Origin of the sequence: Brevundimonas sp., assembly GCF_041648055.1 — a bacterium.
In the GTDB taxonomy this organism is placed as follows: Bacteria; Pseudomonadota; Alphaproteobacteria; order Caulobacterales; family Caulobacteraceae; genus Brevundimonas.
In genome coordinates, this window is the sequence record NZ_JBAZPS010000002.1 from 43,014 (window position 1) to 65,185 (window position 22,172).

The following is a 22,172-nucleotide window of genomic DNA, read 5'->3' on the forward strand; positions in this document are numbered from 1 at the left end:
CCCAAAGACTGCCATGGTTCTCGCCGCTGGTCTGGGCACCCGCATGCGTCCGCTGACCGACGACCGGCCCAAGGCGCTGGTCGAGCTCGGGGGGCGAGCGCTGATCGACCATGTGCTGGACCGGTTGGCGGACGCCGGCGTCGAAAAGGCCGTCGTCAATGTCCACTGGTTCGCCGACCGTCTGGAGGCGCATCTGGCCGCACGCGGGAGCGGGCCTGAGATCGTCATTTCCGATGAGCGGGCCGAGCTTCTGGAGACGGGCGGCGGGCTGAAGAAGGCCGCACCCCTGCTGGGCGACGCCTCGGTGTTCGTAGCCAATATCGACAGCGTCTGGCTGGGCCGGGGCGAAGCCCTGTCTGAACTGTCTCGCTTGTGGGACCCTGAGCATATGGACGCGGCCCTGCTGCTGGCCCGCCGTGAGGGCTCCATCGGCTTCGAGGGCGACGGGGACTTCTTTCTGGCGGACGACGGGCAGCTGACATTCAGGGGCGAGGCGGCGTCTGCGCCGTTTGCCTATATGGGCGTCCATATCTGCCGGCCCGACTATGTCGCCGAGGGGCCGGAGGGGCCGTTTTCGCTCAGCGGTTTCTGGCGAAAATCGGCAGAGGCGGAACGGCTGTTCGGCTGTGTGCTTGACGGCGACTGGATGCATGTCGGAGATCCCCAGGCCCGTGACGAGGCCGAGGCCCGGCTGGCGCAGGGCGGATGAGCACGGCTTTCGATCCTTTCTCGGGTACCTCGCCGCGCTGGTACGCCATCGAGGCGCGGCGGCCGTTTCTGGACGATCTGGCGGCGGGGGTACTGGCCTGGCTGGGCGAACATCCGCCCGAGGCCTTGTCTGACGCGGTCATCCTTCTGCCCAACCGCCGCGCGGCGCGGGCCTTCACCTTGGCGCTGACCCGTCAGGCGCAGGGGCGGTCGCTGCTGCTGCCTCAGGTCACACCGCTGGGCGATCTGGAGGAGGACGAGCCGCCGTTCGCGCCTGGCGAACTGGGTCTGGACCTGCCGCCCGCCATCGCCCCCCTGACGCGCCGGTTCGAGATGGCGCGGATGATCGTCGAGGATTTCCGGCCCGGCCTGACGCCTCTGCGGGCGCTGGAGATGGCCGATGCCCTAGGCAGCTTTCTCGATTCCTGCCAGCTGGAGGAGGTCGAGGACATGGCGCGGGTCGCCACCCTGGTCGAGGGCGATCTGGCCGAACACTGGCAGGCGTCGGCCGAGTTCCTGGGGCTGGCCGTCGAAGCCTGGCCCCGGCGGCTCGAGGCCATGGGTCTGGTCGATCCGGCCTGGCGTCGGGCGAAGCTGCTGCGTCTGCTGGCCACGGCCTGGACCGAGCGCCCGCCGCAGCAGCCGGTGATCGCCGCCGGTTCGACCGGCTCAGCGCCGGCCGCCGCCGACGTGCTGGCCGCCGTGGCTGCCGCGCCCCAGGGGTGCGTGGTGCTGCCCGGACTGGACTTTGAGCTGGATGCCCGCGTCTGGGACGGGCTGGGGGACAGCGAACAGCATCCTCAGAACGCGCTCTGGCGACTGCTGGATCGTGCCGGGGTCGCGCGCGATCAGGTCCGCCCGTGGTTTCAGCCGCCCGAACCGACCGAGACCGCATCGCGTGGTCGAGCGCGTCAGCGCCTGCTCAACGAGGCCCTGCGTCCGGCCCAGGCCACCGCCGACTGGCGCGAGACCATCCGCGATCTTCGGGCCAATGCCGCGAGCGTCCGCTCCGTCGACCCCATTGCCGAGGGGCTGGAGGGCCTGTCGGTCGTCACCGTCCGCGCCGAAGAGGACGCCGCCGCCGCCATCGCCCTGATGATGCGCGAGACGCTGGAAGAACCCGGCAAGACCTGTGCCCTGGTCACCCCCGACCTGGACCTGGGGCGACGGGTGGAGGCGCGGCTGGAGCGATGGGGGATCACGGCGGACAGCTCGTCCGGCCAGCCTCTATCGCGGATGGCGGCAGGGCGGCTGGTCGATCTGGCGGCGGGGTTCATGGCCGAGCCGCTGGACCCGCATGTGCTGCTAGGCCTGCTGAAACATCCGTTGGTCCGGATCGACATGAACGACGCCGATTACGGGCAGGCGGTTGCAGCTCTGGAACGTCATGCCCTGCGCGGCCCCCGCCGCCGGGACTGGGCCGGGGCACGGCGCGCCTTGCTTAAGGCTACACAGCCTCGCGACGACGGCCAACTGCCTTCGGACCGTACAAGGGCCGATGTCGCAATGGCGGGACACTTGCTGGATCGACTGGAGTCGCTGTCGGGCAGGGCACGCCAGGCCCTGTTGCCGACCGACTCGCTGGACGAGGCGGCGCGCGCTCTGACCCGCCTGATCGAAAGTCTGGCAGGCTCCGAGGTCTGGGCCGGTCCGGATGGAGAGGCGGCTGCGGCCGTGCTGTCCAGCCTTATCGAGGGTGGTGCAGCCCTGCCGCCGGTGACGCCGGCCGAGATGGCCGATCTGGTCTCGACGCTTCTGACGGAACAGACGGTGCGGACGGGTGGGGCCAGCCAGCCGCGCCTGCGCATTCTGGGGGCCATCGAGGCACGGCTGGTGCGGGCCGACCGGATGATCCTGGCCGGGCTGGAGGAGGGCGTCTGGCCCAATGCCGCCCCGACCGATCCCTTCCTGTCGCGGCCGATGCGCAAGAGCCTGGGCCTGCCGCCGCCCGAGCGTCGCCTGGGCCAGACCGCCCAGGATTTTGTCCAGGCGGCCTGCGCCGATGATGCCATCCTAATCCATTCCGAACGCCGCGGCGGCCAGCCAGCAGTCAAGTCGCGCTGGCTGTGGCGGCTGGAAATGCTGACTCGCGGTGCCGATTCCGAGGCCACGCCCGTGCAGATGCATCGTCCGTGCGTAGGACTGGACCAGGCACGGGCTCTGGATGCTCCGACCCGCGCTACGCCGGACTATGCCCGCCGCCCCGCGCCCCGTCCCCCGGTCGAGCGCCGCCCGCGCCAGCTGCCGGTGACCGGCGTCGAACGCTGGGTGCGCGATCCCTATGCGGTGTATGCCCGCTATGTGCTGAATCTGCGTCAACTCGACCGGCCCGGTCAGTCGGCCGAGGCCATCGCGCGTGGTCAGGCGGTACACAAGGCGGTGGAGCGACTGACCCTCAGCTGGCCCGACGTCCTGCCCGACGATTGCGAGGGCGAGATTTCCAAACTGCTGCATGAGGAACTGACCCATCACGGCTTCGAGGACGCGGCCATGGCGCGCGAGGCCCCGCTGGCCCGCAATGCCGCCCGCTGGCTGGCCGGGTTCGAGATGCGGCGTCGCGCGCGCGGCATCGACATCCGCGTGGAGGAAACGCTGTCCCTGACGTTCGAGGCCCCCGCCGGGCCCTTTACCCTGACGGCCAAGGCCGACAGGATCGAACTGTCGGGCTCGGGCGCGGCGGTTCTGGATTTCAAGACAGGCCAGATTCCGTCGGCCAAACAGCTGAAGACGGGTTTCTCGCCCCAGCTGACCCTCACCGGTGCCATCCTGACCGAAGCCGGGTCGAAGACCTCCGGACCCGTCGAGCCGGAGGAGCTGACCTATGTCCGCGTCGTGGGCCGCAAGGTGCCGGGCGAGGCGAAAACCCTGGCCGAGGGTGCGGAGGCGGCGCATCTGTCGCAGGCGGCGCTCGCCGGTCTGAAGGCGCGGGTGGCGCGCTTCGACAGTGAACGGACGCCCTATCTGAGCTGGGTCGCGCCTCAGTTCATGGGCAATTTCGGCGGCAACTACGATCATCTGGCCCGCGTCTGGGAATGGCATGTCGTCGGCGGCGATGAGGGGGAGACATGAGCCTAGAAGCCTCCACTCGCATCCTGCCCGACCCCTATCAGATCGCGGCGGCGGACCCGCGCCAGTCGGTCTTCGTCACGGCCAATGCGGGGTCGGGCAAGACCTCGACCCTGGTCGATCGGGTAGCGCGATTGCTGCTGGAGGAGGTCCAGCCCGGTGAAATCCTGTGCGTCACCTACACCAAGGCCGCCGCAGCAGAGATGCAGGCACGGCTGTTCGACCGTCTGGGGGCTTGGGCGGTCATGGATGACCGGGCGCTGGCCCGTTCGCTGGCCGATCTGGACGGGCGGGATGAGGCGGCGCTGTCGGACCTGGACCTGTCCAAGGCGCGCCAGTTGTTCGCCAAGGCGCTGGATACGCCGGGCGGGCTGAAGATCCAGACCCTGCATGCCTTCTGCGAAAAGCTGTTGCGGCGGTTTCCGATCGAGGCGGGTGTCACGCCGGGTTTCACCGTGCTGGAGGATCAGGCCGCGACGGCTCTGTCGCACGGCGCGCGCGAGGATCTGGCGCGTGAGGCCCTGAAGGACGAAGACGGCGCGATCGGCCGGGCCTATGCCCATTTCGCGGTCGAGCTGAGCTGGCCCGATTTCGAGGCCCTGCTGGCGCGGGTGGAGCAGGATCGCGTCCGTCTGATCGACTATACCCGCCGCGTGGTCGAGGGACTGGCCCCCGGTCCGCACGCCCTGGTCGGGGCCGATCCAGACCGCGACGTAGCGTCTATCCACGACGACTTCATGCGCTGGCTGGACCACGCCGAATGGCTGGCCGTCGCCGAACAGATGGCGACCGGCTCGGTCACGGATCAGGCCTGTGCCGACCGCATGTGGAAGGCCGACTGGACCTTCCCCGATGTCTCGTCCGTCTTCCTGACCGGTGGTTCGCCGCGCAAGTCGATGGCGACCAAGAGCGCCCGGCCTCACGCCCGCGACTGGCTGACGGCGATGCAGGACAAGGTGGTCTCGGCACTGGGACAGGTGCGCAAGGCTCGCGTCGCCGAGGACACCGTCCACGTCCTGACCTTGGCCCAGGCGCATGGTGCCCTCTATGACCAGGCCAAGGAAAAGAAGGGTGCGCTCGACTTCGGCGACCTGGTCGCACGCACCGTCGAACTGCTGACTGTCCGGTCCAGCGCCGCCTGGGTTCTGTACAAGCTGGACGGCGGCATCGAACACGTCCTGATCGACGAGGCGCAGGACACCGCCCCCGAGCAATGGGACATCCTGAGGGCCCTGACCGAAGGCTTCTTTGCGGGCGAAGGCTCGCAGCGTTTCGGGGCCGGTCATGTGGACCGGACCGTCTTCGCCGTCGGCGACGAGAAGCAGTCGATCTATTCCTTCCAGGGCGCACGGCCCGAGCGGCTGCGGCAGGAGGCGCAGCGGTATGACGGTCTGGTGCGCGGGGCAGGACAGGCCTTCGAAGGCGTCGAACTGGCCACCTCTTTCCGCTCCACGCCCGAGGTTCTGGCCTTCGTGGACGCGGTCTTCGAAGGCCCGGCGCGCACCACTGCGTTGGTCGGGCAGGAGATCGCGGCCATCCCGCCTCATAGAGCCATGCGCGCGGGCGATCACGGCTGTATCGACCTGTGGCCGCTCTACATCGACGAAAAACCGCCCGAGCGCGACGCCTGGGACGACCCGCTGGATCAGGAGCCGGTCCAGAGCGCGCGCAAGCGGATGGCCGGGGACCTGGCCCGCGAGATCAAGCGCCAGGTCGAGACCGGTGTGGCGGTGCAGGACAAGGCTAAACGGGAACTTCGCCCCTGCGGCTACGGCGATTTCCTGATCCTTGTCCGCCGCCGCGACGCGACGTTCGAGGAGATCATCCGCGCCCTGAAATCCGCCGGCGTGCCGGTGGCAGGGGCGGACCGGCTGAAGCTGTCGTCGCATATCGTATTTGACGACCTGATCGCGATGGCGAGGTTCGTTCTGTTCCCCGACGACGACCTCAGCCTGGCGGGCATCCTGCGCAGCCCGTTCTGCGACGTGGACGAGGACGGGCTTTACGAACTGGCGGGATCGAATCCGAAGCGACGCAGGTTGTGGCAGGAGTTACAGCGTCGGGCGATCGAGCGCACGGAATGGCGGCGGGCGCGCGACCTGCTGGCATTTGCAATCGGGGCCCGCGATCGGGATCCCTTCGCCTTCTTTTCGGCCCTGCTGAACCGGGTGGACGAGACAGGTGTCTCGGGCCGGGCGCGCGTCCTGACCCGGTTGGGGCGCGAGGCGGAGGAGGCGATCGACGAGACGTTGAACCAGGTCCTGGCCGCCGAACAGCGCGGCGCGACCGATCTGGAAACCTGCCTGGCCCTGCTGGAGGCTGCCGACGTCGAGGTGAAGCGCGAGCTGGAGGGGGCGCGGGGCGAAGTACGTGTCATGACCGTGCACGGGGCCAAGGGGCTTGAGGCACCGATCGTGATCCTGCCTGACACCACGGCGCGGGCCAAGGCGCAGGGGCCGACATTGATGCCGGTGGAACAACCGGACGGAACCGAGGCCTGGCTGATGTGCCCTGGCTCAGAGAAAGAAGACTGCGAGGCCTCGGGCGAAGCGCGTCAGGCGCGTCAGGACCGGGTCGATGCCGAGACGCTGCGACTGCTTTACGTCGCCCTGACGCGGGCGCGGGACCGGATCGTGATCCTGGGGCGTGGCAGCGGCAGGTCGAAGCTGGGCTATGACGATGGCAGCTGGTGGGCGGTCCTGACCGAGACCTTCGAGCGTCTCGGCGCGCAGGTGCGCAACATCGGCGACGGCCGTCAGAGGTTCGGTGTCGATCCGGCCGTCCTTGCGGTGGGCGTCGGTGCCGTCGCCGAGACAATCGAGGTCCCGGCCTGGGCAAGCACAGAACCCGCGCTCGATACCGCCGCCCGTTTCGCCTCGCCTTCGACGATGGAGGGTGCCGTGCGCATCGCTGCGCCATCGCCGCTCGCGAAATCGGGTGTGTCGCTGGGCCGGTTCCGCCGGGGCGACCTGATCCACCGCCTGCTGGAACGGCTCCCTGACATCGCGCCTGACGACCGCGCAAAAGCGGCCTTGCGCATGCTGTCGCGCGAGCGAGACATCGACGAGGTGCAGCGCCATGAGATGATCGGGGCAGCTTTCGGCGTTCTCGACGATCCCCGGTTCGCGCCCGTGTTCGGGCCGGGTTCGCGTGCCGAAGTGGCCCTGACCGGCGTCGTGGATAGCGTACCTATCTCGGGACGGATGGATCGGCTGGTGATCGAGCCGAACCGCATTCTGGTCGTCGATTTCAAGAGCAATCGACCCGCACCGGACCGGATCGAAGACGCCGATCCGGCCTATGTGCTTCAGGCGGCGCTTTATGTCTCCATCCTGCGACAGCTTTATCCGGTCCGCCCGGTCGAAGCCGCCCTGGTCTGGACGGATGGGCCCAGACTGATGCCGGTGCCCGATACCCTGCTTGAAGCCGCACTGTCGCGTTAAGCCGGAAAGGCGCGTTGACCCGCGCGACTGTCGTCCCCACATTCGCGCCAACGGCCCGATTCAGGGCTATGAAACCAGCCCGCCGCGCGGGTCAGAAGGATCGTTTCTCATGGCCACTGTCAAAGTCACCGACGACAGCTTCGACGCTGACGTTCTGAAGTCCAGCACACCCGTGCTGGTCGATTTCTGGGCCGAATGGTGCGGGCCGTGCAAGCAGATCGGCCCGGCCCTGGAGCAGATCGCCGACGAACTGTCCGGCCAGGTGACGATCGCCAAGGTCAACATCGACGATTCGCCCATGATCCCGTCCAAACTGGGCGTGAAGGGCATCCCGACCCTTATGCTCTTCAAGGACGGTCAGATGACCTCGATGAAGGTCGGCGCCATGCCCAAGGGCAAGATCGTCGAATGGCTGGCCGAGGCCGGCATCGGCCAGACCGCAGCCTAGGCGCTTTCGGCCATCCGGCTGAGCTGATCCAGCACCGCCGACCCGTAGCGTTCGATCTTGGACTGTCCCACTCCGGCGATTCCGGCCAGCACGGTCAGATCGCCGGGCTGGCGGATGGCGATTTCCAGCAGGGTCTTGTCCTGGAAGATGACATAGGGCGGCACGCGCTGTTCGGCCGCGCGGTCACGGCGCCAGGCGCGCAGGGCCTCGAACCGGGCGCGGACGTCGGCGTCCATCGTCTCCAGCGCGGCGTTGCGGCCCGTGCGGGTGCGCTCGCGCGGGGACGATGAGGCGCGGGCCGGGGCATTGCGGACCTCCACGACCCGCTCGCCACGATAGACGGCGCGGACGGCCTCCGGCTCACCCAGCCGGATCAGGGGCTTGCCGTCGTTGGGGTCCTCGACCAGCAGGCCGTCGAACATCAGGTGATCGACCACGTCGCGCCAGGTGTGACTGGCGGTGTCCGCCCCGATGCCCCAGGTCGACAGCGCCGTCTCCCAGCCCTGCACATCCCGCGTCTTGCCCAGCAGATGGTCGATGACGCGCGTCTTGCCGAACCGTTCGCCCAGACGCTGGACCGCCGCCAAGACCTTCTGCGCCTGGACCGTCGCATCGAACACGGCGGGCGGATCGAGACACAGGTCGCAGACGCCGCAGACCTGGGCATCGGTTTCACCAAAATAGCGCCGCACCGCCTGGGGGCGGCAGGTGGCTCCGTCCAGCATGGCATAGAGGCGGCGGGCCTTTGACACCTGGACCGCCTTAACCTCCTCGGCCATCGGGCGACCCTCCAGCCGCTTCAGCGTCCAGGCGATGTCGGAGGGACCATACAGCGTGATGCCCTCGGCTGGTTCGCCATCGCGGCCCGCGCGCCCGATCTCCTGCCAATAGGCCTCCAGCGAACCGGGCGGATCGGCGTGGATGACGAAGCGGACGTCCGCCTTGTCCACCCCCATGCCGAAGGCGATGGTGGCGACCATGACCGCCCCGTCCTCGGCCAGGAAGCGCGCCAGCAACCGGTCGCGCTGACGCGCATCCATGCCCGCATGATAGGCGATGGCATTGACGCCGGCGTCGCGCAGGGCCCCGGCCACGCGCTCGCAGCCGTCTCGGCTGCCGCAATAGACCACGCCGAACTTGCCGCGCCGCTGACGGACCAGTTCGATCACATGGGCATCGGCCTTGGCGCGCGAGCCGTTTTCCTTGCGCTCGGCGGACAGTTGCAGGTTCGGCCGGGCGAAGCTGTCGACGAGCACCCGCGCCCCGTCCAGGCGCAAGGAAGCGACGATGTCCTCGCGCGTGCGGGCATCGGCGGTGGCGGTCACGGCGATGCGCGGCACATCCGGGAAAATCTCGGCCAACCGCCCCAGACCGCGATAGTCGGGCCGGAAGTCATGTCCCCATTGCGAGACACAGTGAGCCTCATCGATGGCAATGAGGGACAGCGGCAGATCCCGCAGCCGATCGATCAGATGCGGCTGGGCCAGTCCCTCGGGCGAGACATAGAGCAGATCGAGCTCGCCCGCCCGCGCCTGCCGCCAAATTTCGGACCGGTCGTCCATGGAAACGCCCGAGTCCAGCCGCGCCGCCGCCACCCCCTGCTGTTTCAGCGCCTCGACCTGATCGGTCATCAGGGCGATCAGGGGCGAGACGACCAGCCCAAGGCCGGGGCGCAGAATGGCCGGTATCTGATAGCAGACCGACTTGCCCCCACCCGTGGGCAGGACGGCCAGCACGTTTCGGCCCCCCAGAATCTCCGTGACCACCTGGGACTGCAGGCCACGAAAATCGCCATGGCCCCAGACCCGCTCCAGGGTCGCACGGGCGTCGTCCAGGGTCGGCGGGGGGGCATTCAGGACTGAGTCGGCCAGCATCGGGGCCTTGTGCCGGATTTGTTCCGGGCTCGCCAGCTTCGCCTATGGCTTGAAAGCGGATAAGGAGCCGCAGATGACCAGTACCCTCCTCTATGGCCGCCCGCCCGCCGTCTTCGATCCGCCCGGTAGCGCGATCCAGGTCTCGCCCCTGATCCCCGGTTCGACCTCGCTGGAAGACGTCGCGCCCGGTTCGGTCGATGACATCATGATTTATGCCCCGCCCGGCGTACTGGAGCGGCGCTATACCCTGGCCCTGGCGCTGCGGGCGCTGAAGCCCGGTGGACGGCTGGACGTCATGGCCGCCAAGGACAAGGGCGGCTCGCGCCTGAAGAAGGAGCTGGAGGCTCTTGGCGTCACCGTGGGTGAGACGGCCAAGGCCCACCATCGCCGCTGTGTCGTCACCGCGCCCGAGACGGCGACAGGCCTGGATGAGGCGATTTTCGCAGGCGCTCCGCGTCTGGTCGAGGGACTGGATGCCTGGTCCCAGCCCGGGGTCTTTGCCTGGGACCGGATCGATGCCGGATCGCTGTCGCTGGCCCAGCGCCTGCCGCCGATGAAGGGGCGCGGGGCGGACCTGGGCTGCGGCTACGGGGCGTTGAGCACCGTCGTGCTGAAATCGCCCGCCGTGACAGCTTTGCATATGGTCGATCTGGACCGGCGCGCGGTCGAGGCGGCGCGGCGCAATGTCGAGGACGCCCGCGTCACCATCGACTGGGCCGACGTTCGCACGCTGGACGCCGCGGGCGATCTGGATTTCGTGGTCATGAACCCGCCCTTCCACGACGGTGGAGCCGAGGATCGCCGTCTGGGTCAGGCCTTCATCCGAAAGGCGGCCGAACTGCTGGGCAAGGGCAGTGTCCTGTGGTGCGTCGCCAACCGGCACCTGCCCTATGAGGCCGAGCTGAACGCCGCCTTCAAGCGCGTGCGGCTGGTCGCCGATGCGGGCGGCTACAAGCTGTTCGAGGCGGTGAAGTGACCCTGCCCTCGAGTAGCCCGACGGGCGATAGGGCAAACAAGAAAGTCCCCACAAGCCGAGTGGACAAGCTGCTGGGCTCGATGGGCTATGGCTCGCGCACCGAGATGGCGCGGCTGGGTCGGGCGGGCGGCATCGTGCTGGACGGGGTCGAACTGACCGATGTGTCCAAGCGCATCCCGGTCACCCCCGACCTGCCGATGCGGATGCAGGTGGATGGCCGTCCGCTGGACCCGCCCGCCGGCCTGGTCATGATGCTGCACAAGCCGCTGGGCATGACCTGTTCGCGCAAGGAGGACGGGGCGCTGGTCTATGACGTCCTGCCGGACCGTTGGCGCAGGCGAGACCCGGCCATTTCGACCATCGGGCGGCTGGACAAGCAGACGACAGGTTTGCTGCTGCTGACCGACGACGGCGACCTGCTGCACCGGGTGATTTCGCCCAAACGCCATGTGGCCAAGGTTTACCGCGCCACCCTGGCCCGACCGCTGGTGGGTACAGAACAGGCGGTTTTCGAGGCGGGCGGTCTGGTGCTGGAGGGCGAGGACAAGCCCCTGTCACCCGCCGTTCTGGAGGTGCTGTCTCCCACCGAAGCGCGACTGACGGTGACGGAAGGCCGCTATCACATGGTGCGTCGGATGTTCGCGGCGGTCGGCAATCACGTCGAGGCCCTGCACCGCGAGCGGATCGGGGGCCTCAGCCTGCCGGACGACCTGGAGCCCGGTCAGTGGCGGCTGATGACGCCGGACGAGATCGCGCTGATCTTCGCCTGACGGAACCGCAAGGCTTGTCGCCGCTTTAGCCTGCGCCCTGGAGACGACGGACATGAGCGGCGCGACACACAAGCGGGATTTGCGAACCAGCCAACCGCTCTGGGCGGACAGCCCGGGCCTGGGCGTCCCCGCGCATCCCTTGAAGGCGGCCATCTCCGTCGATGTCGCCATCGTCGGCGCAGGCATCAGTGGGGCCTTCATGGCGCATGAGCTGAGCCGCGATCATTCCGTCGCCGTGCTGGATCGTCGTCCGCCGCTGACCGGATCGACCATGGCCTCGACCGCCATGCTGCAGTGGGAGATCGACCTTCCGCTCACGGCCCTGACCGACAAGATCGGGGCCGAAAAGGCGCGCCGGGCCTATCTGCGGTCATTCAGCGCGGTCGCCGCCCTGAAGCGGACCGTGGCCGAGGAGCGGATCGTCTGCGGCCTGAAGGACAAGTCGTCGCTGTATCTGGCGGGCGATGAATACGGGCACCGGGCGCTGGAGGCCGAGGCGCAGGCCCGCGCCGAGATCGGGCTGGACAGCGCCTATCTGAAGCCTGCCGACCTGCGCGAACGCTTCGGCATCGATCGCACCGGAGCCCTGTTCAGCAGCGGCTCGGCCGGGGCCGACCCTGCCCGTCTGGCGGCAGGCCTGCTGCGCCGCGCCCAGGCGAAGGGGGCCAAGGTCTATTCTCCGGTGGAGGTCATGCAGGCCGCGAGCGATCCGGAGGGCGTGACGCTGCTGACCGACGCCGGTCATGCCGTGCGGGCAAAATCGGTGGTGTTCTGCTGTGGCTATGAGTTTCCTGAAGGCGTTCCAACCCCGGGGGCGGAGATCATCTCGACCTGGGCTCTGGCGACGAAACCGCGCACGGCGTGCCCGACCTGGCTGCGCGATGCCCTGGTCTGGGAGGCGTCAGATCCGTATCTGTATTTCCGCATGGGCGGCGACGGGCGACTGATCATCGGCGGCGAAGACGAAGCCTCGCCCGATGCGCATGAGGATCAGGCCAAGCTGAAGCGGAAGTGCGAGACCATCTCCGCCAAGCTGAGGCGGCTTCTTCCCGAACTCGAATTCGAGATCGACTACAGCTGGGCCGGGGCGTTCGGCGAGAGCGCGACCGGCCTGCCGTCGATCGGCCCGGTGCCCGACATGGACCACACCTGGGCCGTCATGGGCTTCGGCGGCAACGGTATCACCTATTCGGTGATCGCGTCGCAGGTCGTCGGTGCGGCGGTGAGGGGGACGAGGGATCCGGACGCGGACCTGTACCGTTCCTAGGTGGACGATGGCCATCCAGATGGCTATATTCTATGCATGACCCATTATTCCGTCGCCGAGGCCAAGAACAACCTGCCCAAGCTTCTGGACCGTATGCTGGCAGGGGAGGATGTGGTGATCACCCGTCGCGGAAAGCCGATCGCTCGGCTTGAGCCGGAGTCCAAGCCACAGACGGATTTCAAACTCGATCTGGAATGGCTCGACGCCAATCGCATCAAGCCCGCGTCCGGTCCTGTCGATACCGCCGCATGTGTCGCCGAAATGCGACGGGGATATCGGTATTGAGGACCTATCTTGATACCAGCGTCATCGTCTCCTTCTTCATCGACGACATACACGCGACAACCAGCCGAAACTGGGCGGCCACCCAGCCGTCTGTCGCCCTGAGCGAATGGACGCTGACAGAATTCACATCGGCCCTTTCACACCTCGTGCGCGCTCGGACACTGAGCGAACGAGAACGCAACATCGCCGAGCTTGCATTCGACCGATGGGCTGCGGGAGGGATCGTCCTTGAGGTTCCGCGCGAGCGATTTCAGGAGGCCCGCACGCTGATGCGGATGCACCAACGTCTTCGTGCACCCGACGCCCTGCATCTGGCCATTGCGCGTCACGCTGGACTGGCGTTGGCGACAGTCGATCGGGACATGAAGGACGCGGCGGTCGCCGAAGGTATGGACGTTGTGGACCTATGACCCACGTCAAGATCTGTGGCCTGACTACACCCGACACCCTGAACGCTGCGCTTGACCATGGCGCAGCCTTCGTCGGAGCCGTCGTCTTCCCGAAAAGTCCCCGCCATATCGACCCCCTGCATGCCGCCACCCTTTTCGAGCGGGCGAGGGGGCGGGTGAAAATCGTGGCGGTGACGGTGGATGCCGACGACGCCCTGCTGACCGAGATCGCCCTGATCCTGAAGCCGGATTTGATCCAGCTGCACGGGTCGGAGACGCCTGAGCGGGCGGTCGAGGCGCGTCGCCTGACCGGGGCGGGGATCATCAAGGCGCTGCCGGTCTCGACCCCAGCTGACCTGCAATCTGCTGACACCTGGGGAGACGTCGCCGATCACCTGATGTTCGATGCCCGGCCGCCCGAGGGGTCCGATCTGCCCGGCGGGGTCGGTGCCCGGTTTGACTGGACGATGATGCAGGGGCGAACCTATCGCCATCCGTGGTTTCTGGCGGGCGGATTGAACCCGCAGAATGCGGCCCAGGCTGCGGCGATCAGCGGCGCACCGATGCTGGACGTGTCCTCTGGCGTCGAAAGCGCGCCGGGTGTTAAGGACAGCGCCCGGATCGCGGCGTTTCTGGACGCCGTGCGCCGGTCGTAATTCCGACGCCCCCTTGCGTGAAAGCTGCGCCCGTGAACGCCATCATCCCCAATGAGTACGCCATGCCCGACGCCGAGGGCCGGTTCGGCCCCTATGGCGGGCGGTTCGTGGCCGAGACCCTGATGCCGCTCGTGCACGAGCTGACGGCGGCCTATGAGGCGGCCAAGGCAGACCCGTCGTTCCAGGCCGAGCTGGACGGCTTCCTGACCGACTATGTCGGCCGGCCCAGCCCGCTGTATCTGGCAGAGCGGCTGACGGAGCACTACGGCGCGGCCAACATCTGGTTCAAGCGCGACGAGCTGAACCACACGGGCGCACACAAGATCAACAACTGCATGGGCCAGATCCTGCTGGCCATGCGGATGGGCAAGACGCGGATCATCGCAGAAACAGGCGCGGGCCAGCATGGTGTAGCGACCGCGACGGTCTGCGCCCGCTTCGGCCTGAAATGCGTGGTCTACATGGGTGCGACCGACGTCGAGCGTCAGATGCCCAACGTCTTCCGCATGAAGCTGCTGGGGGCCGAGGTGGTGCCGGTCACGGTCGGTCGTGCGACCTTGAAGGACGCCATGAACGAGGCGATGCGCGACTGGGTCACCAATGTCGAGGACACCTATTACCTGATCGGCACGGCGGCGGGTCCGCACCCCTATCCGGCCATGGTCCGTGATTTCCAGAGCGTGATCGGCAAGGAAACCCGCGCCGCCATGCTGGCCCGCAAGGGCAAGCTGCCTGACGCCTGCGTCGCGGCCATCGGCGGCGGTTCGAATGCCATCGGCCTGTTTCATCCCTTCATCGACGATGCCGAGGTTCGGTTGATTGGCATCGAGGCGGCCGGGCGCGGTCTCGACGGCCCGGACCATGCGGCGTCGCTGCAGGGCGGTCGCCCCGGTGTGCTGCACGGCAACCGCACATACCTGCTTCAGGATGACGATGGCCAGATTCTGGAAGGGCATTCGATTTCGGCGGGTCTCGACTATCCTGGCATCGGGCCGGAGCACGCCTGGCTGAAAGACATCGGCCGCGCCGAATACCGCGCCACGACGGATGCCGAAGCGCTCGAAGCCTTCCAGCTGTGCGCCCGGCTGGAGGGGATCATCCCTGCTCTGGAGCCCAGCCATGCCCTGGCGCGCATCGGCGAGATCGCCAGCGAAGTTGGCAAGGGCGGCGATGTCGTGCTGAACATGTGCGGGCGTGGCGACAAGGATATCTTTGCCGTCGCGGCCCATCTGGGTGTGGAGATCTGAGTGCATGAGTATTCTGGCAATCGCCGCGGTCACGGCCGCCCTATCGTCACCTGTTCCCTCGCAGGCCGCTCCGGACACTGACAGCGCCACTCGCCCGGCCCTGAACGTGGAGCTTCCCAATGTGGCGGGCACGACCGCCGACCCCACATGCGGTGGATTGGCCGAACTGGCGCGCATCGCCTTCTGTGTCGCCTCGACGCAAGCCGGGATGCAGGCGGTCGCCGACGCCTATACGAGCGATTTCGCACAACAGGGTTGGCTGGTCGGCGCAGGTGATGAGAATCTGATCGTCTATGTGCGTCGTCGCGAAGGCGGCGGATGCGACGCGTTCCAGATGAGGGCTTTTACGGACGAAAGCCGGGTTCCCGCTCCCGGAGCGCCTGCCTATCTGGCCTTCGCCACCATCCCTGGCGACATCTGTTCGACCGCACCTGTTGAAAGCGCGCCACCACAATGAGCTTCATCGTCGCTGCTTTCGCCCTCGCTCTGGCCTCCCAAACGCCGCCCGCGACCAGTCCCTTGCCCTTCGTTCCGGGAACGACGCCCGCCCCCGACTGCGGTGGCATGCGGGATGTCGTGAGCCGGGGAAACGAGGCGATGCAATGCATCACCTTTCCGATCGAACAGGCGGCTGACCAGTTCAATGCCCAACTACAGCAGGTCCGGCTTGCCGGCTGGTCTCCCGCAGGCGGACAGGCCAACATCATACTGTTTCAGAAGCCTGACGCCGCAGGAGGCTGTGAACGCCTGACTGTCGCCGGGTTTTGGGACTTCCGACAGCATCCCCAGCCAGCGGGGGGTATTCCAGCCTACATCGGTTTGATGATCGAGCCCGGCCAAGCCTGCCAGACGCCAAATGGTTCGGCCGCCCAATGACGACTGCCCGTATCGATGCCCGCTTCGCCGCGTTGAAGGCCGAGGGCCGGGCCGGCTTCGTCGCTTATGTCATGGCCGGCGATCCTACGCGCGACCAGGCGCTGGATATCCTGCGTGGCCTGCCTGCCGCCGGGGCCGACATCATCGAGCTGGGCTTTCCGTTCAGCGATCCGATGGCCGAAGGGCCGCCGATCCAGCGCGCGGCCCTGCGTGGATTGAAGGCAGGCCTTACGCTGAAGGGTACGCTTGATCTGGCTGCCGCCTTTCGCCAGGGCGATGCGGACACGCCCGTGATCCTGATGGGTTATCTGAACCCGATAGAATCCTACGGCTATGAGGCGTTCGCAAGCGACGCGGCGTCCAGTGGCGTGGACGGGATCATCGTCGTGGACTGCCCTCCGGAAGAGGCTGCACCGCTCAGCGATGCGCTGGATGCGGCCCATATCTCGCTGATCCGTCTTGCCACGCCGACATCAGACGACGCGCGGCTGAAGATCATCGCCGAGCGGACCTCCGGCTTCGTCTACTATGTCTCGGTCGCAGGTGTGACCGGGGTCAAGGAAGCCCAGGCTCTGTCGGTGGCTCCGGCCGTCGAGCGTGTCCGCAAGGCCTCTGGCCTGCCCGTCGCCGTCGGCTTCGGCGTCAAGACGCCCGAGCGCGCCGCCGAGATCGCCCGCGTCGCCGATGCCGTCGTGGCCGGGTCCGTCCTCGTCGACGAGGTCGCGGCCGCGCTCGAGGCGAACGAACCCGCCGCCCGGCGCGTTCTGGCCAAGGTCCGCCAGCTGGCCGATGCGGTCAGGGGTGCGCGGACGCCGGAAACCGTCTAAAGCCGCGCCATGATCGACAAGACCAAACCCGCTGCCCCCACCGTGAAGCCTGACGCCAAACCCGCCGAGAAGCGCGGCGGCTGGCTGTCGCGGTTTGCCCCAGGCGTGCGCAAGATCGTCAACCGGCGCGACGCGACGCCCGACAATCTGTGGGTCAAGGACCCGGACAGCGGCGAGATGCTGTACCGCCCGGACCTGGAGGCCAGCCTGTGGGTTACGCCGTCCGGCCGTCATATGCGCATCGACGCCCCGACCCGCCTGGCCGCCACCTTTGACGACGGCAAATACGTCTCCATCGACACCCCCGACGTGCCCGAGGACCCGCTGAAGTTCTCGGACGGCAAGCCCTACAAGGATCGTCTGGCGGCCGCGCGCAAGGCGGCGGGCCGCAAGGACACGATGGCTATCGGCTTCGGCACCCTGGACGGCACGCCCGCCGTGGTGATCGTTCAGGACTTCACCTTCATGGGCGGCTCTCTGGGCATGGCCGCAGGCGAGGCCTTCATCGCCGCCGCACGCGAGGCCGTGAAGCGCGGCGTGCCGCTGGTCTGCTACACCGCCGCCGGCGGAGCGCGCATGCAGGAGGGCGCGCTCAGCCTGATGCAGATGGCCCGCACCACCCTGGCCATCCAGGAACTGAAGGCGGTCAAACTGCCCTTCGTCGTCGTGCTGACCGACCCGACCACCGGGGGCGTGACCGCCAGCTATGCCATGCTGGGTGACGTCCATCTGGCCGAGCCGGGTGCCCTGATCGGCTTTGCCGGTCCGCGCGTGATCGAGGCCACCATCCGCGAGAAACTGCCGCCGGGTTTCCAGCGCGCCGAATATCTTCAGGAAAAGGGCATGGTCGACAAGGTCGTGGCCCGCGCCGATCTGCCGGCCACCCTGGGGCGCATCCTGTCGATGCTGATGGACGGCCAGCGCCGCGCGGCCTGATCGCGCGCCGATGGACCCCATCTCCGCACGCCTGCGCGCCCGCCACCCCCAGCGGATCGACCTGTCGCTGGACCGGATGCGTCTTCTCTGCGCGGCGCTGGGTGATCCGCAGGAGCGGTTGCCGCCTGTGATCCATGTGGCCGGGACCAACGGCAAGGGCTCGACCGTCGCCTTCATCCGCGCCATCGCCGAGGCGGCCGGGCTAACGGTCCACACCTATACCTCACCGCATCTGGTGCGGTTCAACGAGCGCATCCGGCTGGCGGGACAGCTGATCGAGGACGCCCCGCTGAACGCTATTCTGGACCGCATCGAGCGGGTGGCAGGCGAAGCCACGGTGTTCGAGAGCACCACCGCCGCCGCCTTCGTCGCCATGAGCGAGACACCTGCAGACCTGGCCATCGTCGAGGTGGGCCTGGGCGGCGTGCTGGACGCGACCAATGTCATCGCGCGCCCGCTTCTGAGCGTCATCACCCCCGTCGATCTGGACCATGCGGAGTTTCTGGGCACTTCCCTGCGCGGCATCGCGGTCGAGAAGGCTGGTATCCTCAAGACTGGCGCGCGCGGTCTGATCGGTCGTCAGTCCGAAGAGGCGATGGACGCCATCGCCGTCGCCGCCGACGCGGTTCACAGCCCCCTGACGGTCATGGGCACGGACTTCGACGCCTTCGCCGAGCGCGGCGGCATGGCGTTTCAGGATCAGGAGCGGTTTCTGGACCTGCCGCTGCCCGCACTCGCCGGCGCGCATCAGATCGACAATGCCGGGCTGGCCGTGGCCGTGGCGCTTGAGCTGGATCTGCCGGAGGCCGCCATCGTCGAAGGCCTGTCATCCGTTCGCTGGCCCGCGCGGATGCAGCGGCTGACGGCTGGCCTCTATGGCGAGATGGCCCGCGCCGCAGAGGCCGAGCTGTGGCTGGACGGCGGGCATAATCCCCACGCCGCCCGCGCCCTGGCCGAGGCCCTGGCCCAGCGCCAGGCCAGGGCACCGCGTCCCCTGGCCCTGATCGTCGGCATGCTGGGCAACAAGGATGCCGGCGGCTTCTTCGAGGCCCTGAAGGACAGCGGTGCCCACGTCTTCACCGTGCCCTTCGACGGCGCGGCAGCAGAGCCGGAGGCGCTGGCAGCGGTCGCGCGCGGTCATGGCCTGGGGGCCACGCCCATGACCTCGGCTCAGGAAGCCCTGTCGCGCGCCCTGGCCCTGGGGGCCGGGCGTGTCGTCATCTGCGGCTCGCTGTATCTCGCAGGCGAGGTCTTGGGGGCCAGCCGCGAGACGTGGCCGGACTGATCGCGGATCAGGGCTGCGTCGGCGCTGCAGCCTGGCCCGTCAGCATCTGGGCAAAGCCGCGCAACTGCTGAAGCCAGATCACGGTCGGCTCCTGAAGCTGGTCAGGGCCGGTCTGGGTCAGCAGGACGTCGTACTGCAGCACGATGCTGGGGTTGCCGCCGGTCGCCGGGGCCGGAGAGAAGGCGGCCTTCAGATAGCGGCTCTGCAGATTCCACTGATTGGCTTGCTCGATGGTCAGGGGACCCGTGAAGACGGCGCTGAACTGCAGGTCGTCGCACAGGGCCGTGCAGGCGTAGAAGGTGAGGTTCCAGGGCAGGGGTTCGTCTGCCACGCGCAGGATCTGGGCCCCGGTCACGGCTTCCGGCTCGCCCACGGATCCGCCCAGGCCCGTCAGCCAGGTTCGGGCATCGGCAACCGTGACGCCGACGGCGGGGGCTGGCGCGGCGGTGGGCGCAGGCGTCTGGGCCAGCGTCACGGTCGGCAAGGCGGCGCTCAGGGCGAGGGCGGCGAACAGGGCGGGCAGGCGCATGAGCAGGTCTCTCTTGAGGGAAGGCGAGGCAGTTGCGCCGCGCGGTCCAGCAGAATTAAGGCCAGCCTAGACCGAACGCTCGCGCGTCATCCAGTCGGCCGCCTGCATTTCGTTCAGACGCGAGGCGGTGCGCTCGAACTCAAAGGCACCGACGCCCTCGGGATAGAGCGCTTCCGGCGCGGCGGCGGCCAAGGTGACCAGTCGCGTCCCCGCTTCGTACAGAGCGTCGATCAGGGTCACGAGACGCCGGGCCTCCTGCTGATTGGCGGGGCTGAGCAGGGGCACATCCTCGAGAAACAGGGTGTGGAAGCGCTCGGCGATGGCCAGATAGTCCTGCGGGCCCAGCGGCTTGCCACACAGCTCGGCGAAGGTGGCGCGGGCCATGCTGCCGGCGGTACGCGTAACGACCACGTCGCGGCCCAAGACGGTCAGGTGCGCGGGCTCCTCCGGCTCGCCGCCGCGCAGGTCGGACCACAGGTCTTCGAACCCCTGTCGCGCCGCCTCGTCCATCGGCGAGAACCAGACCTTGCCGCCTGTCAGCCGGTGCAGGCGCCAGTCGCGCTCGCCAGTCAGCGACACCACCTCGCATCGCGCCTCGATCTGTTCGATGAAGGGCACAAACAGCTGGCGGTTGATGCCGTTCAGATACAGCTGGTCCGGGGCGCGGTTGGAGGTGACGGCCAGCACCACCTTTTTCTCGAACAGAGCCTCGAACAGCCGCCCCAAGATCATGGCGTCCGCGATGTCGGTGACCTGCAGCTCGTCAAAGCACAGCAGCCGGGCCTCCGACGCGATCAGGGCGGCGATCGGCGGGATGGGGTCGTCGCCCTTGTGCGTGCCGAAGACGGCCTTGCGGGTCTTGGCATCCCCCTCGCGCCACTGGCGGACAAGGTCGTGGATACGGGCCATGAAGGCGTGGAAGTGAGCCCGCAGCTTCTTCGGCTCGGGCGTCGAGGTGACGAACAGGTCCATCAGCATGGACTTGCCCCGCCCCGGCGGCCCCCAGATGTAGAGCCCCCGCACCTCGGGCAGTCCGCCGAACAGGCCGCGCCTGGCCAGATCCTCCTCCAGCCGCTCCATCGCCGCGATCAGTGGGGCCTGGGCCGGATCGGGCGCGATGACCCCTTCCTCGATGCGAATGTCATAGGCGGAACGAATGCGGGACGTCATGGCTCCGATTACCGAGGCAACGACATCGAAGGAAGAAAAATACAGTCCACTCAGTCCACTCAGTCCACTTCGTTCGCCGGGTCTGGCCCATCCAACCGACGGGAGGTCCGTCGCGCTACGGACCGTGGGGACATCCTAAGGCAGCCGCACGTCAAAATCGGACGCAAGTGATGAGAGCGGATTGTCCGTAGCAGCAACGCCATAAGGACGATGAATGGCATGGCGTTGCGAACTTGACGGAGTTAAAGCCAAAAACCGTTGCTTCGCGCCTGCGAAGGCCTACATGCAGTGACCTCCTACCACCGCACATTCCGCGCTCAAGCAGCGAGCCACCGCGTGGCGAGCGTTAGCGCGTCCGAAGGACCAACAAAGATGAGCTACAAGGTCGCCATCGTGGGCGCTACCGGCAACGTCGGGCGCGAGATGCTGAACATCCTCGAAGAACTGGAATTTCCGGTCTCCGAAATGCACGCCGTCGCCTCGCGCAAGTCCAAGGGCGTCGAGGTGTCCTGGGGCGACAAGACGATCAAATGCGAAGACATCGACAGCTTCGATTTCTCGCAGGTCGATCTGGTCCTGATGAGCGCCGGCGGCGACGCCTCGCGCGCCTGGTCCGAAAAGATCGGCAAGATGGGCCCCATCGTCATCGACAACTCGTCCGCCTTCCGCATGGACCCGGACGTGCCGCTGATTGTGCCGGAGGTGAACCCGGACGACATCAAGCTGGCGTCCAAGAAGAACATCATCGCCAACCCCAATTGCTCGACGGCCCAGCTGGTCGTGGCGCTCAAGCCCCTGCATGACGCGGCCAGGATCAAGCGCGCGGTGGTCTCGACCTATCAATCGGTGTCGGGCGCGGGCAAGGCCGGCATGGATGAGCTGTGGAACCAGACCAAGGCCATCTACGGTCTGGGCGACGCGCGGCCCAAGCTGTTCCCCAAACAGATCGCCTTCAACGTCATTCCCTTCATCGGCTCCTTTCGCGACGACGGCTTCACCGACGAAGAGGCCAAGATGTGGGACGAGACCCACAAGATGCTGGATCCCGACATCAAGCTGACCGTCACCTGCGTGCGCGTGCCGGTCTTCGTCGGCCACTCCGAGGCGGTGGCGCTGGAGTTCGACAAGCCGATCACCCCGGACGAGGCCCGCGCTATCCTGCGTGACGCGCCCGGCATCCAGGTGGTCGATAAGCAGGAGCACGACGGCTACATCACCCCCGTCGATGCCGCCGGCGAGCACTCGGTCTATGTCAGCCGCATCCGCAAGGACCCCTCGGTGGAGAACGGCCTGATGCTGTGGATCGTGGGCGACAACCTGCGCAAGGGCGCGGCGCTGAATGCCGTCCAGATCGCCCAGCTGCTGGACGAGACCGGCATGATCAAGCCGTCCTCGGGCTATCGCACCATCACGGTCTGAG

Annotated in this window: 20 protein-coding genes; 17 read left to right on the forward strand and 3 right to left on the reverse strand. The window is 67.6% G+C overall.

Features of this window, described 5'->3' with window-relative positions; translation table 11 throughout:
• Positions 1-13 precede the first annotated feature (13 nt).
• The 4 genes from murU (at position 14) to trxA (ending at position 7,665) form a co-directional block, all read left to right on the forward strand.
• On the forward strand, positions 14-709 hold the full coding sequence (gene murU, locus WC585_RS06475; protein ID WP_373257182.1) for an N-acetylmuramate alpha-1-phosphate uridylyltransferase MurU: 696 nt from the start codon (positions 14-16) through the stop codon (positions 707-709).
• The gene (gene addB, locus WC585_RS06480) at positions 706-3,777 is read left to right on the forward strand and encodes a double-strand break repair protein AddB (RefSeq protein ID WP_373256857.1); all 3,072 of its coding nucleotides are present in this window, start codon (positions 706-708) and stop codon (positions 3,775-3,777) included. The genes murU and addB overlap by 4 nt, the downstream gene beginning before the upstream one ends.
• Positions 3,774-7,217, forward strand: a complete 3,444-nt coding sequence (addA, locus tag WC585_RS06485; RefSeq protein ID WP_373256858.1) for a double-strand break repair helicase AddA — start codon at positions 3,774-3,776, stop codon at positions 7,215-7,217. Before addB ends, addA begins: the two co-directional genes overlap by 4 nt.
• Positions 7,218-7,326: 109 nt before the next feature.
• Positions 7,327-7,665 carry a thioredoxin gene (trxA, locus tag WC585_RS06490; RefSeq protein WP_373256859.1) on the forward strand — a complete coding sequence of 113 codons (339 nt, stop codon included), beginning with the start codon at positions 7,327-7,329 and terminating at the stop codon, positions 7,663-7,665.
• On the opposite strand, the gene recQ is transcribed toward trxA, so the two are convergent.
• Positions 7,662-9,539, reverse strand: coding sequence for a DNA helicase RecQ (gene recQ, locus WC585_RS06495; protein ID WP_373256860.1), 1,878 nt, complete (start codon positions 9,537-9,539; stop codon positions 7,662-7,664). The two genes, trxA and recQ, sit on opposite strands and share 4 nt — an antisense overlap.
• A 73-nt stretch (positions 9,540-9,612) precedes the next feature.
• On the opposite strand from recQ, the gene WC585_RS06500 reads away from it, so the two are divergent.
• The 12 genes from WC585_RS06500 to WC585_RS06555 all read left to right on the forward strand — a co-directional run bounded on the left by WC585_RS06500 (position 9,613) and on the right by WC585_RS06555 (position 19,053).
• Positions 9,613-10,515 carry a class I SAM-dependent methyltransferase gene (locus WC585_RS06500; RefSeq protein ID WP_373256861.1) on the forward strand — a complete coding sequence of 301 codons (903 nt, stop codon included), beginning with the start codon at positions 9,613-9,615 and terminating at the stop codon, positions 10,513-10,515.
• Between the two features lie 80 nt (positions 10,516-10,595).
• Positions 10,596-11,285, forward strand: a complete 690-nt coding sequence (locus tag WC585_RS06505; protein ID WP_373257183.1) for a pseudouridine synthase — start codon at positions 10,596-10,598, stop codon at positions 11,283-11,285.
• Between the two features lie 52 nt (positions 11,286-11,337).
• Positions 11,338-12,552 (forward strand): NAD(P)/FAD-dependent oxidoreductase, encoded by a 1,215-nt coding sequence (locus WC585_RS06510; protein WP_373256862.1) that lies wholly within the window; start codon positions 11,338-11,340, stop codon positions 12,550-12,552.
• Positions 12,553-12,588: 36 nt separating this feature from the next.
• Positions 12,589-12,837, forward strand: a complete 249-nt coding sequence (locus WC585_RS06515; RefSeq protein ID WP_373256863.1) for a type II toxin-antitoxin system Phd/YefM family antitoxin — start codon at positions 12,589-12,591, stop codon at positions 12,835-12,837.
• Complete coding sequence (locus tag WC585_RS06520; protein ID WP_373256864.1) at positions 12,834-13,247, forward strand: type II toxin-antitoxin system VapC family toxin; 414 nt, start codon at positions 12,834-12,836, stop codon at positions 13,245-13,247. Before WC585_RS06515 ends, WC585_RS06520 begins: the two co-directional genes overlap by 4 nt.
• Positions 13,244-13,882: a phosphoribosylanthranilate isomerase gene (locus WC585_RS06525; protein WP_373256865.1), complete on the forward strand. Its 639-nt coding sequence runs from the start codon at positions 13,244-13,246 to the stop codon at positions 13,880-13,882. The genes WC585_RS06520 and WC585_RS06525 overlap by 4 nt, the downstream gene beginning before the upstream one ends.
• Before the next feature lie 62 nt (positions 13,883-13,944).
• Positions 13,945-15,129, forward strand: a complete 1,185-nt coding sequence (gene trpB / locus WC585_RS06530; RefSeq protein WP_373257184.1) for a tryptophan synthase subunit beta — start codon at positions 13,945-13,947, stop codon at positions 15,127-15,129.
• A 4-nt stretch (positions 15,130-15,133) separates the two neighbouring features.
• Positions 15,134-15,586, forward strand: coding sequence for a hypothetical protein (locus WC585_RS06535; protein WP_373256866.1), 453 nt, complete (start codon positions 15,134-15,136; stop codon positions 15,584-15,586).
• The gene (locus tag WC585_RS06540) at positions 15,583-16,005 is read left to right on the forward strand and encodes a hypothetical protein (RefSeq protein WP_373256867.1); all 423 of its coding nucleotides are present in this window, start codon (positions 15,583-15,585) and stop codon (positions 16,003-16,005) included. Before WC585_RS06535 ends, WC585_RS06540 begins: the two co-directional genes overlap by 4 nt.
• The gene (gene trpA / locus WC585_RS06545) at positions 16,002-16,832 is read left to right on the forward strand and encodes a tryptophan synthase subunit alpha (protein WP_373256868.1); all 831 of its coding nucleotides are present in this window, start codon (positions 16,002-16,004) and stop codon (positions 16,830-16,832) included. Before WC585_RS06540 ends, trpA begins: the two co-directional genes overlap by 4 nt.
• A gap of 12 nt (positions 16,833-16,844) precedes the next feature.
• Positions 16,845-17,768 (forward strand): acetyl-CoA carboxylase carboxyltransferase subunit beta, encoded by a 924-nt coding sequence (locus WC585_RS06550; protein WP_373257185.1) that lies wholly within the window; start codon positions 16,845-16,847, stop codon positions 17,766-17,768.
• A gap of 10 nt (positions 17,769-17,778) precedes the next feature.
• Entirely contained in the window at positions 17,779-19,053 is a 1,275-nt protein-coding gene (locus WC585_RS06555; protein ID WP_373256869.1) for a folylpolyglutamate synthase/dihydrofolate synthase family protein, read from the forward strand.
• Positions 19,054-19,060: 7 nt separating this feature from the next.
• On the opposite strand, the gene WC585_RS06560 is transcribed toward WC585_RS06555, so the two are convergent.
• Both WC585_RS06560 and zapE read right to left on the reverse strand, forming a co-directional pair.
• A complete protein-coding gene (locus WC585_RS06560) occupies positions 19,061-19,582 on the reverse strand; it encodes a hypothetical protein (RefSeq protein ID WP_373256870.1) in 522 nt (173 codons plus the stop codon).
• A 66-nt stretch (positions 19,583-19,648) separates the two neighbouring features.
• Positions 19,649-20,752, reverse strand: a complete 1,104-nt coding sequence (zapE, locus tag WC585_RS06565; protein ID WP_373256871.1) for a cell division protein ZapE — start codon at positions 20,750-20,752, stop codon at positions 19,649-19,651.
• Positions 20,753-21,124: 372 nt separating this feature from the next.
• Here zapE and WC585_RS06570 point away from each other — a divergent pair, with 372 nt between their 5' ends.
• Positions 21,125-22,171, forward strand: coding sequence for an aspartate-semialdehyde dehydrogenase (locus WC585_RS06570; RefSeq protein ID WP_373256872.1), 1,047 nt, complete (start codon positions 21,125-21,127; stop codon positions 22,169-22,171).
• Position 22,172: the final 1 nt, after the last annotated feature.

What these genes read in the sequence shown, in the direction of transcription:
- WC585_RS06500 (WP_373256861.1), top strand. Translation starts at nt 9,613, where the DNA reads ATGACCAGTACCCTCCTCTATGGCCGCCCGCCCGCCGTCTTCGATCCG.
- addA (WP_373256858.1), top strand. Translation starts at nt 3,774, where the DNA reads ATGAGCCTAGAAGCCTCCACTCGCATCCTGCCCGACCCCTATCAGATC.
- WC585_RS06515 (WP_373256863.1), top strand. Translation starts at nt 12,589, where the DNA reads ATGACCCATTATTCCGTCGCCGAGGCCAAGAACAACCTGCCCAAGCTT.
- WC585_RS06505 (WP_373257183.1), top strand. Translation starts at nt 10,596, where the DNA reads ATGGGCTATGGCTCGCGCACCGAGATGGCGCGGCTGGGTCGGGCGGGC.
- WC585_RS06540 (WP_373256867.1), top strand. Translation starts at nt 15,583, where the DNA reads ATGAGCTTCATCGTCGCTGCTTTCGCCCTCGCTCTGGCCTCCCAAACG.
- WC585_RS06570 (WP_373256872.1), top strand. Translation starts at nt 21,125, where the DNA reads ATGAGCTACAAGGTCGCCATCGTGGGCGCTACCGGCAACGTCGGGCGC.
- trpA (WP_373256868.1), top strand. Translation starts at nt 16,002, where the DNA reads ATGACGACTGCCCGTATCGATGCCCGCTTCGCCGCGTTGAAGGCCGAG.
- murU (WP_373257182.1), top strand. Translation starts at nt 14, where the DNA reads ATGGTTCTCGCCGCTGGTCTGGGCACCCGCATGCGTCCGCTGACCGAC.
- zapE (WP_373256871.1), bottom strand. Translation starts at nt 20,752, where the DNA reads ATGACGTCCCGCATTCGTTCCGCCTATGACATTCGCATCGAGGAAGGG.
- WC585_RS06535 (WP_373256866.1), top strand. Translation starts at nt 15,134, where the DNA reads ATGAGTATTCTGGCAATCGCCGCGGTCACGGCCGCCCTATCGTCACCT.
- trxA (WP_373256859.1), top strand. Translation starts at nt 7,327, where the DNA reads ATGGCCACTGTCAAAGTCACCGACGACAGCTTCGACGCTGACGTTCTG.
- recQ (WP_373256860.1), bottom strand. Translation starts at nt 9,539, where the DNA reads ATGCTGGCCGACTCAGTCCTGAATGCCCCCCCGCCGACCCTGGACGAC.
- WC585_RS06525 (WP_373256865.1), top strand. Translation starts at nt 13,244, where the DNA reads ATGACCCACGTCAAGATCTGTGGCCTGACTACACCCGACACCCTGAAC.
- trpB (WP_373257184.1), top strand. Translation starts at nt 13,945, where the DNA reads ATGCCCGACGCCGAGGGCCGGTTCGGCCCCTATGGCGGGCGGTTCGTG.
- WC585_RS06510 (WP_373256862.1), top strand. Translation starts at nt 11,338, where the DNA reads ATGAGCGGCGCGACACACAAGCGGGATTTGCGAACCAGCCAACCGCTC.
- WC585_RS06560 (WP_373256870.1), bottom strand. Translation starts at nt 19,582, where the DNA reads ATGCGCCTGCCCGCCCTGTTCGCCGCCCTCGCCCTGAGCGCCGCCTTG.
- addB (WP_373256857.1), top strand. Translation starts at nt 706, where the DNA reads ATGAGCACGGCTTTCGATCCTTTCTCGGGTACCTCGCCGCGCTGGTAC.
- WC585_RS06555 (WP_373256869.1), top strand. Translation starts at nt 17,779, where the DNA reads ATGGACCCCATCTCCGCACGCCTGCGCGCCCGCCACCCCCAGCGGATC.